General features: G+C 51.5%; 9 protein-coding genes and 2 pseudogenes. All 11 read left to right on the top strand.

Going from position 1 to position 18,435, the window contains the following annotated elements; translation table 11 throughout:
- The first annotated feature begins 129 nt into the window (after positions 1-129).
- A complete protein-coding gene (locus BJP58_RS11045; protein ID WP_233355037.1) occupies positions 130-2,493 on the top strand; it encodes a M60 family metallopeptidase in 2,364 nt (787 codons plus the stop codon).
- Positions 2,494-2,802: 309 nt separating this feature from the next.
- Complete coding sequence (locus BJP58_RS11040) at positions 2,803-3,993, top strand: glycine C-acetyltransferase (RefSeq protein ID WP_194543952.1); 1,191 nt, start codon at positions 2,803-2,805, stop codon at positions 3,991-3,993.
- A 17-nt stretch (positions 3,994-4,010) separates the two neighbouring features.
- Positions 4,011-4,979, top strand: a complete 969-nt coding sequence (locus BJP58_RS11035; RefSeq protein WP_194543951.1) for an NAD-dependent epimerase/dehydratase family protein — start codon at positions 4,011-4,013, stop codon at positions 4,977-4,979.
- 33 nt (positions 4,980-5,012) lie between these two features.
- Positions 5,013-5,581: pseudogene (locus BJP58_RS11030) on the top strand (helix-turn-helix domain-containing protein).
- A 166-nt stretch (positions 5,582-5,747) separates the two neighbouring features.
- The gene (locus BJP58_RS11025; protein ID WP_233355036.1) at positions 5,748-9,050 is read left to right on the top strand and encodes a M60 family metallopeptidase; all 3,303 of its coding nucleotides are present in this window, start codon (positions 5,748-5,750) and stop codon (positions 9,048-9,050) included.
- Between the two features lie 230 nt (positions 9,051-9,280).
- Entirely contained in the window at positions 9,281-10,888 is a 1,608-nt protein-coding gene (locus BJP58_RS11020; protein ID WP_194543950.1) for a type 2 periplasmic-binding domain-containing protein, read from the top strand.
- Positions 10,889-10,978: 90 nt separating this feature from the next.
- Positions 10,979-11,926, top strand: coding sequence for an ABC transporter permease (locus BJP58_RS11015; protein WP_194543949.1), 948 nt, complete (start codon positions 10,979-10,981; stop codon positions 11,924-11,926).
- A 15-nt stretch (positions 11,927-11,941) separates the two neighbouring features.
- Complete coding sequence (locus tag BJP58_RS11010; protein ID WP_194543948.1) at positions 11,942-12,820, top strand: carbohydrate ABC transporter permease; 879 nt, start codon at positions 11,942-11,944, stop codon at positions 12,818-12,820.
- A 10-nt stretch (positions 12,821-12,830) separates the two neighbouring features.
- Entirely contained in the window at positions 12,831-14,531 is a 1,701-nt protein-coding gene (locus BJP58_RS11005) for an alpha-L-fucosidase (protein WP_194543947.1), read from the top strand.
- Between the two features lie 145 nt (positions 14,532-14,676).
- On the top strand, positions 14,677-17,046 hold the full coding sequence (locus BJP58_RS11000; RefSeq protein ID WP_194543946.1) for a helix-turn-helix domain-containing protein: 2,370 nt from the start codon (positions 14,677-14,679) through the stop codon (positions 17,044-17,046).
- 33 nt (positions 17,047-17,079) lie between these two features.
- A pseudogene (locus BJP58_RS10995) lies at positions 17,080-18,251 on the top strand (glycoside hydrolase family 88 protein).
- Positions 18,252-18,435 lie beyond the last annotated feature (184 nt).

Raw genomic sequence — 18,435 nt, 5'->3', positions numbered from 1 at the left:
GTATTCATTAAGCTAAATGAGAAATCCCATTCAATGACATATCAAGGGGGAGGTAATGACATCAAAGCTTAGGACTGATCTGCCATTCCATCAGGATATCAAAGGAAATCGAGGAGGAATCGTTAAGGAATGAAGATGATGAAACGGATTAAGAATTTCGCAGTAATCGGGTCAGCGGTATTATTAATGACCGCATCCATTGCAGCTGCCGAACCTGCGGAGATCGGTAAACGGACGGTAAAAGATCCTGCAATGGCAAATGCCACCGGACCGACCGAACTTCAATCATCCGCATTGACTGATGCTCCCTGGTCGGCCGGAACGCCGTTGGACGTGCTTAAGAACGATTTCAGCATATTTTATAAGGATTTGCAAGCGATTCCATATTTCGCTGGCGGCGGCGTTGCTGCAGTAGGGGATGCTGCATTCAATATCAATGTGCCCGATTATTATATTCCAGCCATCTCGGCAGCCCGTTATGGCAAAGGGCGCATCGTTGTCGCCGGGAGCAAGGAGTATTTCAATCTGTCCGAGTCGGCGGGTGATGCTGCGGGTAAGCTGGCCCGGAATATTTTATGGTGGCTGACGGACGATGCCTCCACAAATCAAGGCCAAGGCAATGACCGTACGAATCGCTATGAAGATGCATTAGAGCAGCCGGGAAAGAAGATTAGACTGATAACGACCTCCGACGAGCTCACGGTTAATCCGGATTTGCCTATTGAGCTTGTGAAAATCGACAGCTGGGATTCCGTAAACCTGAATTCGCAAAAATATGCGGTAGCCCATGTAGACCAGACGATGAAGGATAAGGATCTCGAAGCGCTGGGTCAATATTTACGGTTAGGGGGCGGCATCATCGTGGCGGATAACCTGAGCGGTATTGAGGGAATAACGCGCGATACTCCCGAGGAAACCGTGCTTCAGGTCGGTAATTTGAGGGGAGCTAGACTCAGCCGCGATTTTGCGATTCAAAAGCTGCTTAATCGGGCAGGGTTGACGTTGATGAACAGAGGCTCTGAGTCAAGTGTCGGCGAATCGGCATTGACCTATGACCAAGCCGACGATCATCATATCAGGGCACGGCTCACGCAAGGTAAGGAAGTGGAAGAGGGGACGCTCACTTACGATCAAATCGTTATCGGTCCGCCGGACACACCAGCGAACAAAAAGCAGGAGCGGCTCTACAATATACTAAACGAGACAATCGAAACGTTAACCAGCGAATCCCCGTTGTATGCTTGGGCAGAATCGGAGGCCGAAAGTCTGTCGCCTGCCGTGTTCCCGATTCAAAAATTCCAGCAGCCCTATACGAATGCGCTGTTTAACTTCCGCTTTAGTCATTTTACCTTGGATCCAGCCAACGAGAAATCTCCTTACGCCGACGCATTTCCGGGAATGGTCGGAGAGGAAGCGACCATCGTCAACGACCGGGAAATCGAGGTCGACTTTGATTTTCCGAATACGATGTACACGCATGCTCTTCCATCAAAAAACTGGATCAGCACCGGATTGTATGCACCCCCAGGTAAAGTCATTACGCTTGAAGTGCCGGAAGGCGTTGAGCATTTAACGGTTCAAATTGGTTCGCATGACGACGATTTGAGGGGATCCGGCAAGTGGGGACGAGTTCCGCTTATCGTAAACCACCTGAAGCTGACACCGGGCATCCATCAAGTGAACAGCCCGTATGGCGGTTTCATCTATCTCATTCCGCTAATGGCGAAGGAGAATTTCCGGGCAACCGTCAAAATCAGCGGTGCGGCGGAAGCCCCGTATTATGTACTCGGCAAGACTACGCTCGAGGAGTGGGAGAGGATTCGCACGGGACCGGTTGCCGTTCCTTTTGCCGAGTTTCAGGGAGAACGCATTATCCTGACGGTTCTCTCGGATTTGATCCGCCAAGTGACCGACCCGGAAGAATTGATGCGGACCTGGGATGAAATCTACGACAGTTATGATAAACTGGTCGGACTTGATCCGGACAGGGCGATGCCTCATACTGCCCATCAATTGAACCGCCGTTACGTCGCTGACGGACAGATATCTTCCGGGGCGATGCATGCGGGATATCCGATCATGATGCCGTTCAGTTATGCGGCCAACCTGCTGGATGTCGATTATATTAAAACAAGTGCTTGGGGCTTCTGGCATGAACTTGGGCACGAATACCAGCAGCGGACATGGACGTGGGGCGATGTCGGGGAAGTCACCGTAAACCTGTTCTCTCTATACACCCAAGAGAAGTACGGCAATACCTCCGAACTGCTGAAAGTCGGAAATGACGGCAAGGATTACTATGATCGGGGGATCGCATTCGTAGAGAACAATGACCCGGCCAAAAAATACGGCCAAATCGGCAATTATGAAAGACTGGTGATGTTCAAGCAGCTTCAGCTTGCTTACGGCTGGGAATTCTATACCCGGATATTCGAGAAATACCGCGAATTATCTCGCGACGAAATTCCACGGTGGATACTTTTGCCGTCATAGCTTCTCAAACGGCGGGGGAGGACCTGACTGAATTTTTCGACAAATGGGCAATAGGTCTGACGGAAGACGGAAATGGAAGGATTGCCTCATTGAATTTGCCTGAGCCGCAAACCGAAATATGGACGTTAAGAGAGTAAACATGAAAAAGCCAGGTTTCCTCCGGTTGAGGAAGGCTGGCTTCTTTATATCTGTTATGCAATATAGCATATTTTTGTACATGATATTGCATACAAGTGACTTTTTGCATACAATGAAATGAGTAAATGATATGTACGTTAAGATACTTCGGATCCACGGGAGGAATTTCATATGTCCAGTCAATCGTTAAGCGCTTTCTTACAGGATAATCTAACAGAACTCAAGCAGCAAGGACTCTATAATACGATCCAGCCTCTTGAAAGTCCGAATGGTCCGCTTATTACCATTCAGGGTCGTGAATTCGTGAATTTATCTTCCAACAACTATCTGGGACTGGCGAATGATGAGCGATTGAAAGAAGCGGCCATCCGGGCTACGACCGATTTCGGAACCGGAAGCGGCGCCGTTCGCTCCATTAACGGAACGCTCATGCTTCATGTTGAGCTTGAGGAAAAGCTTGCGCAGTTCAAGGGAACCGAAGCGGTGCTGACGTATCAGTCCGGTTTCAATTGCAATATGGCGGCGATCTCGGCGGTGATGGGTGCCGGGGATGCGATTTTGTCGGATGAGCTGAACCATGCGTCCATTATTGACGGCTGCCGATTGACCAAGGCGAAGGTTATCCGTTTTAACCATTCGGACATGGACGATTTGCGTTCGAAAGCGCAAGAAGCGAGAGAATCCGGTTTATATAACAAAATTATGGTCATTACCGACGGCGTGTTCTCGATGGACGGCGATATTGCGAAGCTCCCCGAAATCGTGGAGATCGCCGAGACCTATGATCTGATCACTTATGTGGACGATGCGCATGGCTCAGGTGTTCTTGGCGGCGGAGCAGGTACCGTGAAGCATTTCGGATTGTCGGAGCGAGTGGATATCCAGATCGGCACGCTGTCCAAAGCGGTTGGCGTTGTCGGCGGGTATGTTGCCGGATCACGGGATCTGGTCGATTGGCTCAAGGTCCGCAGCCGGCCGTTCCTGTTCTCCACGGCGCTGCCTCCAGGTACCGTAGCCGCTTGCATTACCGCTATCGACATCCTGCAGAACAGCAAAGACCTGCAAATGAAGCTGTGGGAGAACACCCGTTATCTGCAGGAAGGCCTTAAGCATCTTGGCTATTCCGTCGGCCGTACGGAAACGCCGATTACGCCTTGCATTATTGGAGATGAAGCAACCACCCAGAAATTCAGCACCAGATTGTATGAAGAAGGCGTGTATGCCAAATCGATCGTATTCCCTACGGTGCCAAAAGGCACGGGTAGAGTTCGGAACATGCCTACCGCCATGCATACGAAGGAGATGCTGGATCGCGCACTTTCCGCATATGAAACCATCGGACGCGAACTGGGTCTGATCTAAATAAGGGGGCACAAGTGATGAAACGAATTATGGTAACCGGTGCGCTCGGGCAGATTGGTTCGGACCTGGTGGCGAAATTGCGGCAAGTTTACGGCGAAGAAGCTGTTCTCGCAACGGACATTCGCCAAATCCATCATGAGACGGTGCAATCAGGACCGTTCCGAATACTGGATGTAACCGACCCCCAAGCTTTCCATGAAGCAGCTAAAGAACACCGCGCGGATACGATTATCCATCTTGCAGCCCTGTTGTCCGCCAAGGCGGAATCCAATCCCGCACTGGCGTGGAACCTGAACATGGGCGGTTTGTTAAGCGGGCTCGAGACGGCACGGGCATTATCCTGCCAGTTCTTTACGCCGAGCTCTATCGCAGCATTCGGGGCGGACACCCCGAAAAGAGCAACGCCGCAAGATACGCTGCAGCGCCCGTTAACGATGTATGGTGTCAGCAAGGTCTCCGGCGAGCTGTTGTGTGACTACTATTACCATAAATTCGGAGTGGATACCCGCGGATTGCGCTTTCCAGGCCTGATCTCCCACTCCGCCCCTCCGGGCGGGGGAACGACGGATTATGCGGTTGAGATGTATGTAGATGCTATTCGCAGCGGCAGCTATACTTCCTACATTGATAAAGGGACCTACCTTGACATGATGTACATGCCGGATGCGATCTCCGCTATCATTGCATTGATGGAAGCGGATCCGGCTAAGCTGAAGCACCGCAATGCCTTTAATGTTACGGCGATGAGCGTCGACCCTGAGGGGATTGCGGCCAGCATCCGCCGCCATATACCGGATTTCAGCCTCGACTATCACGTGGATCCTGTCCGTCAAGCGATTGCGAACGAATGGCCGGATTCTATCGATGCAACTGCGGCACGCGAAGAATGGGGATTTGATGTACAATATGATTTGAACCATATGACCGATGATATGGTGTCAAAGCTTATGGAGAAGCCGCAAGCGGATCAGAGCAAGATCAGTTAACGGCTTCGTTTCAGAAGGAGGATATGGTTACACTTGGAACCCATTCATAAAAAAGTAGGGAGAAATCTGCAAGCTATCCGCAAATCACGGGGCCTCAGCCTCGATAACGTAGCCGAGTTGACCGGTGTTAGCAAAGCCATGCTGGGACAGATCGAGCGGGGGATTCCAACCCGACGATTTCGGTATTGTGGCGTATCGTCAGCGGCCTCGGCATTTCATTCACCACGCTCATCGAAGAGGCTGAAACCGAAGTGACCGTGGTATCCCCGGAGGACGTGGAGCCTTTTCACGAGGCTGAAGGCGCTTACCGGGTATACCCTTTGTTCTCCTACAACCTGCGCACCAAATTCGAGTCCTATATGGTCATCATGGATCCCGGCTGTGACCATGGTTCAGAAGCGCATAATGATGGCGTGGAGGAATATATTTTTGTGCATCAGGGAGAGCTGGAGCTGTGGCGCGAAGACGAAAGCTATACCGTCCCTGCCGGAAGCTCTGTGCATTTCTCGGCTAATCGGCCTCATCGGTACGTTAACCCTGGGAATAAAACCACGAAATTTTACACGATTATATTCTATGCGGATGCCGCAGCCAGAGGATGATCTTGATAAACAGCTGCACTTATTGATTACCGACAACCCAATATTAAAAAAAGTTAGTGCCGCCCGGAAAAAATACAGTCCGATCTTAAATATCGACTGTATGGTGTTCCGGGCGGCTGTTTTATATTTAGGACGCAGGGAAAAAGGAAATTGGAGGGAGGGGGAGGTGAAACGGAAGCAGTTCGTTTCTCGTTGCTATTACGAAATCATCGGCAAAGGAGTTGAGCGGTTGATGGGTTTCCACACCAAAAAGTGGTTGAAGCTGTTATTGGCGGTTGCTTGCACGCTTGCAGCCGTTCCGCCGTCAGGGAAGACACTGATGGCGGCGGATGGAATGACGGAGCAGGCCGACGTTCATGCATTAGGCACGAATACCGCAGCGAGCCTGGCAACCCAGCATGATCTTGATGTAATTTATAAGGATTTGTCCGGTTATCCGACGGTATCGGCCACCTATAACGGCGGTGTCGCGGCCATCGGAGACCAAGCCTTCGTCCTGGCGGTCAACCCCGACACGACGCCGATTCTTGCAGCGGCTCGCTACGGAAAAGGCAAAGTCGTTGTTGCAGGCGATGACTCCTATTTCAAATTCACCTCCGACATTACCGATGAGCGGAAGACGGTGGCACGCAACATCCTCCTGTGGTTAACGGAGGATTCCGAGACGTTGACCTATCAGGAGGCATTGGAAGGCAAGGGGCGATTGCCCATGTTGTCGGCAACGTGGAAGAATTATGCCATCGAAACCGATGTGCCGATCGATCTGGTCCGGTTGGAGCAATTCACGCCTGAGCATTTGGATCCGTCCCGCTACCCCGTAGCTTATGTTGACGGGACGCTGAAGGATAGCGAGGTCGATGCCGTCGAGCATTACGTCGCGCAAGGAGGTCATGTCGTTGTCCCCTTAAAAGGATGGGTGATGGAGCAATATCCGCATGTCTTCCTCGGGAACGAATATCAGGGCCGTTCGGGCAGGCTCAGTGAAGATTTCCCGGTGCAGCGCCTATTGAACCGGATGGGTCTTGGTCTGATGAACAATACGGCGTCGACTCGAACGGAAACCTTGCCCACATTGACACCGGAGCAATCGGCCAATTACCATTCGCTAAAGCTGCTGGAGCAGGCCGAGGCGATTGAGGCTGGAACGCTGTCACCGGATCAGGTGAACGTCGGACGGCCTGGCGCCGGCGCTGACAAGAAGCTGCAAGTCATCGCTTCGGTGACCGGCGGAACCGTCAGCAGCATCTCCCCGCAAAGCCCGCTATATGCTGTGATCGAGCAGGATGCCAGCGATTTGGAGTCCCAGCTTACGTTTCCGCTCGACCGTTCCAAAGCGCCCTATACCAGCGCATTGTTAGCTTTTCAATTGGGACGGATCGGCAATGACCTGACGGCCCCCAAATCCCCTTATGCCGATCAATTTCCCGGGACCGTACCGGGGGACGCGCCGCGAGTGTCGGGACAATCCGTTCACGTGAATTTTGATTATTCAACCTTTGACTATTTACGCCAAGGGACGGTTCCGAAGAATTGGATCAGCACGGGGTTATACGCACCGGCCGGAGAATGGGTAACGATTCATGTTCCTGAAGGTACCCAGAATTTAGATGTGCAGGTAGGGGCTCACACGGATAATTTGACAAGTAAAACGGAATGGGAACGACCTCCGGTCATCACACAGCGGAAGCCGCTCCTTCCGGGCGAGAACCGGATCCGCAGCCCTTATGGCGGCCTGATTTACCTGATTCCGACCAAGCCGCAGCCGGGCGTTGCGAAGGATATTGAAATCAGCGGCGGAGTTCGCGCTCCGTATTATATCCTTGGCGAGACCTCTTCGGCTGAATGGGAAGACACGATTCGGCATCATCCCGCTCCATGGGCAGAGCTTCAGGGACGCAGAGTGATCTTGACGCTTCCGTCCGAGTATATCAGGCAGCTTGAAGATCCGCAGCAATTAGTGGAGAAGTGGGATGCAATCGTGGACTACACAGAGGAAGTCGCGGGGCTTTCCCCGGATCAACCGCTGCCGCACAAAAGTATAGACCTTCCGTTCCGTTACGTTGCGGATCGCCAAATTAGTGCGGGTTATATGCATGCCGGCTATCCGATCATGTTCCACATCGATCCTTCGGCGGGCCACGCCGTGGACATATCCCGAGTTACTCAGGGAGGATGGGGCTTCTGGCACGAGACCGGTCACGAATATCAGCAAGGAGCCTGGAACTGGAACGTAACGGGTGAAATTACGGTAAATATTTACTCCTTATATGTCCAAGAGAAATTCGGCAACAGCAGCAACTTATTGATTCGCAATGCCGATGGGAAAGATTTCTATGACTTAGCGTTTGAATATATCGAAAGCGATCTTCCGGGCAAGTCGTTCGGCACCTCGGGCCAGCTCGATCTTTTCGGCTATCTCGTAATGTTCCGCCAGCTTTCCCTGGCTTACGGATGGGACTTTTATGCTGAGCTTCATCAGGCGTACCGGGAGCTGCCGGCATCCCAGCTGCCAGCGACAAACCAAGAAGAGATCGACACGTTTGTTATCATGGCCTCGAAAACCGCAGGCGAAAACCTGACGGAGTTCTTCGATAAATGGGCGCTTCCGTATTCTAAGTCTGAGGTTCAATCCCGTATCGCCGCCTTGAACTTACCCTTACCTAAGCAGGAGCTTTGGCGCTTAAGGGAGACCCACTCGTTAAATGCTCCTCCCGAGATCAAGGTCGATCAGGATTCCGAGTGGAGCCGCGAATCAGTGAAGGTCACCATCACGATGACACCGGAAGCTGAAGCGGCAGGCATGCGGAACCAGTACAAAATGGACTCCAATGGCAAATGGACCGATTACACGGCTCCCATAATTGTAGAAACAGAAGGTCAGACAACGATATACGCTCGGGCAGCTGCCCTGTCCGGAGTGACAAGTAATGAAGCGATTAAGACGGTGAAGATCGACCGGAGCGGACCGGAAATCACGACAAACGTGACCCAGTCCGTATACCAAACCGAGCGTTTCACCATGTCACCTCACATCACGGACGCATTAAGCGGCGTATCCGCCGTCATCGTGGAACTGGATGACAAGGAAGCTGCGGAAACGCTGGTTATAGAGCCGTTAACGCTGACTGCCGGTCCGCACATCCTTCGCATAACGGCAGAAGATGCAGCCGGGAATATCACGGTTCGCGAATACCCATTCGAGGTTGCTGTCGATCTGGAACAGCTCGACGATATCGTAAGAGCAGGGGAAGAGAAAGGCTGGATCGATAATCACGGCATCACGCAAAGCTTATTGGCCAAAATTGCGAATCTCCAGCAGCATTCGCCTGGAAGCGTAGCAGCTGAGGATGCAATCACTTCGCTGGAGAATGCCATTAAGGCGCAGCAGGGCAAGCATCTCGATTTCGGCTTCGCGGAGCTGCTTCTTGGAGACATAGACTACATCCGAAGCCGCAGCTCGGCTTCCTAGCAGCTTACTTAATGAAAAGGGCGGCCGTTTCGGCCGCCCTTCATTTCTGTAATGGCCATCCATCATGAAATAAATCAGTCCAAGATTAAATATAGACAATGTACTGCCTTAAAAATATATTGCACAATTAGAAAACACGGCGGTGTTCAATCGACAAAATGTTCAGTAAGGTGGTGCTTAACAAACCAGAAATTCGCACAACAAACAAAGGAAAAGGGAGGCAAATGATAATGAAGGTCAACAGGTTTAAAGTATTCTGGATTGTTTTGCTCGCTGTCACCATGGCCATAACGGCGGCAGGTTGCGGCGGCCCTGCCAAGGAACAACCGGAGGTAGCGTCGGACCCGGAAGCCCCTCCGGTTCTATCGGAACTGACGTATTGGGTGCAAATCGTTAGCCAGGTGTCCGCTACGATGAAGAGTTACAACGAAATCGAGGCTTATAAGGAGCTGGAGAGGATCACCGGGGTGAAAGTGGATTTTCAGCATCCTCCGCAGGGCCAGCAGGCGACGGAGCAGTTCAATCTGATGATGACCTCGGATAAACTCCCGGACGTGATCGAATATTCATGGGCCGGCTATCCGGGAGGACCGGAGAAGGCGATCAAGGACGGTAAAATCATCAAACTCAATGATTTGATCGACCAATATGCCCCGAACTTTAAAAAGGTGCTCGAGGAGCATCCGGAGTGGAAGAAGGAAATTATGACCGATGACGGCAGCATCTATGTGTTCCCGTTCCTCCGCACCGACGACAAGCTTAAGGTATTTCTCGGACCGACGATCCGGCAGGATTGGCTCGATAAGCTGGGGCTTTCGATGCCGACCACGGTTGATGAATGGTACAACGTATTGAAGGCTTTTAAGGAGCAAGATCCGAACGGCAATGGCAAGGCGGATGAGATTCCCCTGTATCTGACGAAAGGAGATGTCGATACAACGACCGCTTTTCTCGGGGCATGGGGCATTAATGCCGGATTTTATCAAGAGGAGGGTCAGGTTAAATACGGCCCGACGGATCCGAGGTTCAAAGAGTTCTTGACGCTCATGAACCAGTGGTACAAGGAAGGCTTGCTTGATCAAGACTTTGCGACGACCGATGAGAAAATGCTGGAGGCCAAAATTACGGGCGGGCAGATCGGATCAGCGATTCTATACACCGGCAGCGGGATCGGCAAGTATGGAACGCTCATGAAGGATAAAGATCCGAACTTCAGGTTGGTGGCAGCCCCCTACCCTGTCATGAACCAAGGCGACATGCAGATTTGGGGATATAAAGACTATGCATTTAACGGAATAGGGGCAGCAGTTACTACCAGCAACAAAAATCCGATTGAAACGGTGAAGTGGCTGGATTACGGCTATTCCGAGGAAGGCACCCTGTTGTTTAACTTCGGAAAAGAGGGCGTCAGCTACTCGATGGAGGACGGCAAGCCGATGTTTAAGCCCGATGTATTGAAGGACCCTTCGGGACTGCCGGTGATCCAGTCCATGTCCAAGCATAACCGCGCAACCTTCAGCGGGCCGTTCATGCTTGATATTCGGTTCGATCAACAATATACGACCGAGCCGGATCAGCTGGAGTCCAAGATCATCTGGGCAGAGCCGACCATGGAGAAGAAAATGCCGCGCACAACGCCGACCCAATCCGAGAGCAGCCGCTACGCTTCCATCATGACGGATATCAACACGTACAAGGACGAGATGTACTTGAAGTTCGTCATGGGCGCCGAGCCGTTGGATCAGTTTGACAAGTATGTGAAAACCATTGAATCCATGGGTCTTGCCGAAGCTCTGGAAATACAGCAGAAAGCCTTGGAGCGTTACGGTAAGCGGTAAACGGTAAACGGAAACGTCCTGAAGCGGCGGAAACATGCAGGCTCCGCCGCTCTTGGCGCCATATAAATTGATTTGGAGGGAGGGATTCGATTGTCAGCAACCCAGGAGTATCCCTTCGAGCATCGCAAAGGGAAATGGACAACGATTGCGAACGATTTGAAACGGAACAAATACGTCTACATACTGGCGCTTCCCGTCATTCTATACTATGCCGTCTTCCACTATGGACCGATGTACGGTCTGTTGATGGCTTTCAAAGATTTCAGCATTGCCGATGGTATTTGGGGAAGCGAGTGGATCGGATTTGAGCATTTCCGTAATTTTTTTAACAGCTATTATTTCGAACGCCTTCTGCGCAATACCGTTCTGATCAATATCTATGAGCTCATCTTCGCGTTTCCGGCACCGATTATCCTTGCCCTGCTGCTGAACGAAATCCGCAGCCGGCTGTTTAAGCGTACGGTTCAGACGATATCGTATTTGCCGCATTTCGTATCCATCGTCGTGGTAACCGGGATCATGTTCGATTTTCTCGCAAGAGATGGCTTGGTGAATCAGATTCTGGGCTTTTTCGGCATCGAATCGATTCCGTTCATGAGCGAGGCCAGCTGGTTCCGTACGATATATGTCGGCTCCGGCATTTGGCAAGGCGTAGGCTGGGGTTCGATCATTTATCTTGCCGCCATCGCCACCATTGACCCGACCCTGTACGAGGCGGCCAAGATGGACGGCGCAGGCCGCTGGAAACAGATGCTGCACATCACGCTGCCGGGCATGCTGCCGACGATCATCATCATTTTTATTCTCAATATGGGCTCCATGCTTAGCGTTGGCAGCGAAAAAGTATTGCTGATGTACAGCCCGCTTACTTATGAAACGGCAGACGTGATCTCGACCTTTGTCTACAGGAGAGGGGTTCTGGAGACGGATTACGGCTTCACGACCGCCGTTGGATTATTCAATGCGGTAGTCAGCTTTATCCTGCTTGTACTCGCGAACTCCATCAGCAAGCGGGTCAGCGAACATAAACTGTGGTAGAGAGGGAGGTCGTCCATGGCTAACAAACGATCCGCAGGCGAGATAACCTTCGTCTGTCTGAATGCATTGATCCTGACGGGCCTCTGCTTCGTCACCTTATATCCGTTCGTGTATGTTGCCTTCGCTTCGTTCAGCGATCCCGCTTCATTGGCCCAGCACCGGGGGCTGCTGTTCGCGCCGCTTGATATTAACTTCGAAGCCTATAAGGCGGTGTTTAACAACCCGATGATTACGACGGGATATCGGAACACGCTGATCTACGTCGTGGCAGGAACGGCCATCAATCTGGTGGCCACGGCGATCGGCGCATATGTGCTGTCCCGCAGAAATTTGTACTTCAAAAATGTCCTGATGATGCTGATCGTCATCACCATGTTTTTCGGCGGCGGGCTGATTCCGACTTATCTGCTGATCAATAACCTGGGAATGCTGAACACGATCTGGGCGATGCTGATCCCCGGGATGATCGGGACGTTCAATATGATCATTATGCGGACCGCCTTTCAGTCCGTTCCGATAAGTCTTGAGGAATCGGCGAAAATCGACGGGGCGAACGACCTGATCATTCTGTTCCGGATCATTATTCCGCTGTCCATGCCCGTTATCGCCGTCATGATTCTGTGGTATGCCGTGGGACACTGGAATTCATATTTCGGGGCGCTCATCTATCTGAGGGATCGGGAGCTATTTCCGCTCCAGCTCGTGCTCCGGGAAATTCTCATAACCAATACGACCGACAACATGATGACGGAGGCCTCGGGAGACCGGATGGCGATCGCGGACACCATTAAATATGCAACGATTATCGTTTCCACATTGCCGATACTGCTTCTGTATCCATTTTTGCAAAAATATTTCGTCAAAGGCGTTTTGATCGGCGCCATTAAGGAATAGGAGGAGAACGATGGCTGACTCATTAGATATCGTAACGCAAAGCAAGAGCCGGATGCAGTGGTGGAAGGATGCCAAATTCGGCATGTTCATCCACTGGGGGGTATATTCGCTGCTCGGCAAAGGGGAGTGGGTCATGTATGCCAACAAAATTCCGGTAAAGAAATATGAAAAACTCGCCAAGGAATTTAATCCGACGCAGTTTGATGCCAAGGCTTGGGTCAATTGCGCCAAAAGGGCAGGCATGAAATATATCGTCATCACAGCCAAACATCACGATGGCTTCGCCATGTATCATTCACGGACGGACCCGTTCAATATCGTGGATGCTTCTCCATTCGGCCGGGATCCGTTGAAGGAATTATCCGAGGCTTGCAGGGAGGAAGGAATCCGGCTCTGCTTCTACTATTCCCATGTCATAGATTGGCATCACCCGCATGCGCTTCACGATACGTTTAACAATCTATGGGACTACGAGCTGGAGAAGAAGGCGTTCTTTCGTTACTGGAACCATAAAGCGAAGGGACAAGTACGTGAGCTGCTGACGGAATATGGTCCGGTCGGGCTGCTCTGGTTCGATACATCCGGGGGATTGTCGAAGAAGGAGAGCGAAGCGATGGTAAACATGATCCGCGAGCTTCAGCCCGATTGCCTGATTAACAGCAGGGTAAGCCATTGGCCTGATTTCGGTGACTACCAATCCAAGGGTGACAACGAAATCCCGATGCAAGGCGAGGAAACGCGGGAATGGGAGACGCCGATGACCCTAAATCAATCGTGGGGGTACAGCACCAAGGATCAAGTGTGGAAATCCACGGATGCTCTGATCCGAAAATTGGTGCATATCGTAAGCAAGGGAGGGAACCTGCTGCTCAATGTCGGCCCTACGGAAACAGGCATCATTCCGGAAAAATCCGCTCTACGCCTGGAGGAAGTCGGTGAATGGCTTGCGCGAAATGGAGAGGCGGTCTACGGCACAAGCGCAAGCCCGTTCCCTTATGAGCTGGAATGGGGAGCGGTTACGGTAAAAGGGAATACGCTCTTCCTACATGTGTACAATCGCTATTGGCCTGCGGAAGAATTGGTATTGAACGGTGTAAGAAATACGGTTAAAAAAGCTTATCTGCTCACGGACTCCAGCACATGTCTTCCTGTGGACCAGAGCTATCGGCCGGAAACGGACCATCACGAGATGCGGATCCGCTTGCCTGAACTTCCGCCAGAAGACCATGTGTCGGTTATTGCATTGGAACTCGAGGGCAGGATCGATGTAGATCAGGGTTTTATCCAACAGGCGAACGGCGCTGTTAAGTTGGATCTTGTACTGTCGGAAATAACGACAGGCAACGGGATGAACGAGGCGGGGTGGACCTTCAAGGCAGCGTCGTCCGGCATATATGAAGTCAACCTAGTCAATTTCAAAAAATCCGAAGCCGTTTGGGAACAGGAATATGATCATGAAGTCACTGTACGGGCAGCTGGACAGACGATTGCGTGTATTCCCCGAGAGGATAAGGTCGTCAGCGACTCCATTTCTTGTCAGCATCCGTACACCGAGATTCATTCATCGATCGGGCGGATCGTAATAGAGACTCCGGGCACGTATGCGTTGACCTTATCGAGCAAGCTTGCGAAGCCGAAACCTTTTGGACCGGAAATTTGGCAGGCGGCTGCCGTGAAGCTTCGTTCCGTGCGATTAGTTCAGGTGCTTTAAATACCCCGCTGTACCCAAAATGTAAACATTCCTTATAACGGTGCGCTTCTCTCTTGGGTGACCGAATTGATTAAAGGGTTTGCTAGTCCGTTCGGCGAAGGATTCAAGAAATAGGTTTCCATACATTTTCTTGGAGGAATGCGACATGATCTCGATACCCGGCCTTCTTCCCGGCAAGCGAAAGAGCAGCCGGGGACGCGTCTTGAAAACCATGATCGTTTCGTATATGTTCATCCTTTTGTTGCCTATGACCGTGGGGCTTTTTCTATATGGACGGGTGGAAAACGTGATGGAAAACAATGCGGAACGATCAAATTCGGCGATGTTGGAGCAGCTGCGGCTTTCCGTGGACAGCAAGCTTAAAGAAGTGGATATTTTGGCTAAGCAAATCATGTTTAACTCTAAACTAACTTATTTGCTGAATCTTGATCGGCATGATCAAGGAGGGGCGTACCGCCAGGTAGAATTCGTTCGCGATTACTTAAATCGCTATCAATCTTTTGTAAGCGGATTCGTGAGAGACTACTATGTTCATCTGCAGGCCGGAGACGTCATCCTGAAGCCTGGATTGCGGACGGATGCCAGAACCTTTTACGAGAAGTATTACCGGTTTGAGCATATGGACTTTGAAACATGGAAGCGGACGATGCTTGACAGCTACCACAACAAGGCATTCCTGCCCTCCGATGTGCTGCTGCAGAACCCGAACCAAGGAAATGGCAACCCGGCGGATGTGATTACCTATGCGCAATCCCTTCCGCTTCATGACGTGTCCAATATCCGCGGAACGCTGGTTATTATGATCGATGGACAGCAGCTTCAAGAGATGTTCCGCCAAATCGAGTCCGCCAACGACAGCGAGATTTATATCCTCGATAAGGACCGGGGCGTGATTGCAAGCTCATCGGACTCGGGGCTGTCCGCGCAGGTGACGGAAAGACTAGCCGGTCCGTCGGGATTGTTCAAGACAGCATTAAATGGCACGGACAGCATGGTAACCTTTACGGAATCCAAGGAGGCCGGCTGGCAATATGTGTCCGTCATGCCGATGGGCAGTGTCATGGAGCGAGTAGCACAACTGAAGAGAATGGCGCTGACGGTGTTTGTCGTATCGCTTATCGCAGGAGCGGCTATTGCTTGTTGGTTTGCATACCGACAATACAGCCCCGTCAAACGGGTAGTGGATGCCATTCTTCAAGGAAAGCCGATTCAGGATAAGCCGGCCGCGAACGAATATGACTTCATATTGCAAACGATCGAAGGCTCGCTCGTTGAGCAGCGGCATCTGAGGGAGCGACTGTTCAGGCAGACGCCCGTCATCCGCGCTGATTTTCTGTCAAGGCTCATTCGGGGATACATCGATCCGGATCATGCGGGGGATCAAGGGGGTCCGACATTAGCGACCATGGGCATCCGCTTCGAGTCCGACAAGTTTGCCGTAATCATTGTTCAAGCCGTGGATATTACAAGGCTGTCGCCGGAGCCATCCGAGCAAGGTTGGACGCAAATTCGGTTTATTATCTCGAATATCGGCACGGAAATCGCAAATTCGGATCACCAGGGATTCGCCGTCGATATGGAACGCGACCGGGTAGCGATCCTGGTTAATTTTCATCCGGTTGAGGAGGCGGAAGCCGAGCTCTTTCTTCATGAGATTGCAGAGCGATTGCTCCGGGTACTGGAGGACCGTTTCCATATTTCCGTGACGATTGCCGTCAGCAGCGTACACACAGGAAACGGAACGATCGGCAGCGCTTATCTCGAAGCCATGGCCGCCCTGGATTACCGTATGTTCAGCGGAAGAAATTCGATCATTCACTTCGGGCATGTGCGCGACATCAAGCATCATTATTACTATCCGATCGAATTCGAGACGCAGCTTGTCAACCATGTGAGAGGCGGCGATACGGAAAATGTCGCTAAGCTGCTGGACAATATTTATACGATGAATTTTAAATCGGCGGGGATGACCCCGGAACTGGGAAGATGCTTGTTCTTCAATATCATCAGCACCTTTCTGAAAATACTGAACTTGACGAACACGGATCATGAAAGCCTGCTGGGCCCGAGCTTTGATCCCGTAAAGCACATATTCGGTTGTTCCACAAGTGATGAAATGCAAGCCGAGACCAAGCGGTTATATGACAAACTGACCTGTCTCTTTCATACGGAGCATAGCGATCACAGCATCCAGCTGCAGCAGGATATGATGGCATTCATCGACAGGAATTTAACCGATTATAATTTAGGACTTGGCATGATTGCCGATCATTTCGGCATGACGCCGCAGTATATCTCGAGTTTCTTCAAAAAGATGAATCGATGCAATATCACCGACTATATTACACGCGCGAGGATTGAGAAGGCGAAGACATTGATGGAGCAATCGGAACTGACCAATGCGCAGCTGGCCCAACTGGTCGGCTATACCAATGATGTTGTGTTCATCCGGGCATTCAAGAAATTGGAGGGGGTCACCCCTGGCAAATATCGGGTGAGCGCAAGCGGGCAGTAACGCTTAAACGAGGAGAGGAGTGGCCAATTAGCCATGGAAGCGATCCGGGAACCTTTAAAATACGGCGAGGCAACGATATGGACGCGGCAAAGGACCGAAGCCGCCATCGAATTCGTGCTGGATAAGATCGATGAGAATTTAGACACATTTTCGGACCATTTTCCATCTCCTGCAAGCCGCAATCATATTTATGAGCCAATCAGCAATACGGAATGGACCTCGTCCTTCTGGACCGGAATGCTGTGGCTTGCTTATGAGGTCACGGGGAAAACGAAGTACCGGTCGATAGCGGAGCTTCAGCTCCACAGCTATAAGGAGCGCGTGGAGCAGCGCATCGCCACCGAGACGCATGATCTGGGATTTTTGTATTCCCTGTCCTGCGTTGCCGCTTATAAGCTGACCGGGAATGAAGAAGCGAGACGGATTGCCTTGGCCGCAGCAGACCTGCTGATGGAGCGGTATTTCGAGAAAGCCGGGATCATTCAGGCTTGGGGCAAGCTAGACAGGCCGTCACAGCGCGGCCGAATGATCATCGACTGCTGCATGAATTTGCCTTTGCTCTATTGGGCGACGGAGGAAACCCGCAAACCGGAGTATCGGCGCGCCGCCATAAGCCATGCACAGCAATCCGCTCGCTATTTGATTCGCGAGGATTCCTCAACATACCACACGTATTATATGGATGTTGAGAGTGGAGAACCAAGGTTTGGGCAAACGTCCCAAGGATATGCGGATCATTCGTGCTGGTCCCGCGGTCAGGCCTGGGCTATTTACGGTATGCCGCTCAGCTATGCCTACACGAAGGAAGAAACACGGCTGCATGATGCCGAGCGAGTCACGAATTACTATTTGAATCGGCTGCCTGAGGATGATGTGTGCTATTGGGATTTGATATTCACCGAAGGGCGGGAAGAGAGGGACAGCTCGGCAGCCGCCATATCGGTATGCGGAATGCTGGAGCTGGCCAAGCATGTACCGCTCTCGCACCCGCAGCGCCGTACATACGAGAACGCGGCACTGCGCATCCTGGCGTCTTTAAGCGATGGATATACGACGGCAACGCTCCCTGAATCCAACGGCATTCTGCAGCATGCGGTCTACGGAAAGCCGCTTGGCAACGGCATCGACGAATGCTGCATTTGGGGGACTATTTCTATTTCGAGGCGTTGGTGAGGGTCTTTAAAGATTGGGATATGTACTGGTGAATGACGTGAGGCCATATTCAAAAGACAGTTACACAGGCAGAACGAATTGCAGACGATTTTTTGCGAGATGCTGCTCAGATTTGTAAAAATAAAAACGAGAAAAAAGCACCCGATTCCTTCAGGTGCTTTTTGGCGTGCCACCGCTTCGATGACGGTTTCTATCCAAACTTATAACAGCAGCTTT

This window comes from Paenibacillus sp. JZ16 (assembly GCF_015326965.1).
Lineage (GTDB): Bacteria > Bacillota > Bacilli > Paenibacillales > Paenibacillaceae > Paenibacillus_AQ.
This window is presented reverse-complemented; position numbering and strand designations above follow the sequence as displayed.

Coding starts and splice junctions, on each gene's coding strand:
- BJP58_RS11045 (WP_233355037.1), top strand. CDS start 130: ATGAAGATGATGAAACGGATTAAGAATTTCGCAGTAATCGGGTCAGCG.
- BJP58_RS11040 (WP_194543952.1), top strand. CDS start 2,803: ATGTCCAGTCAATCGTTAAGCGCTTTCTTACAGGATAATCTAACAGAA.
- BJP58_RS11035 (WP_194543951.1), top strand. CDS start 4,011: ATGAAACGAATTATGGTAACCGGTGCGCTCGGGCAGATTGGTTCGGAC.
- BJP58_RS11020 (WP_194543950.1), top strand. CDS start 9,281: ATGAAGGTCAACAGGTTTAAAGTATTCTGGATTGTTTTGCTCGCTGTC.
- BJP58_RS11010 (WP_194543948.1), top strand. CDS start 11,942: ATGGCTAACAAACGATCCGCAGGCGAGATAACCTTCGTCTGTCTGAAT.
- BJP58_RS11005 (WP_194543947.1), top strand. CDS start 12,831: ATGGCTGACTCATTAGATATCGTAACGCAAAGCAAGAGCCGGATGCAG.
- BJP58_RS11000 (WP_194543946.1), top strand. CDS start 14,677: ATGATCTCGATACCCGGCCTTCTTCCCGGCAAGCGAAAGAGCAGCCGG.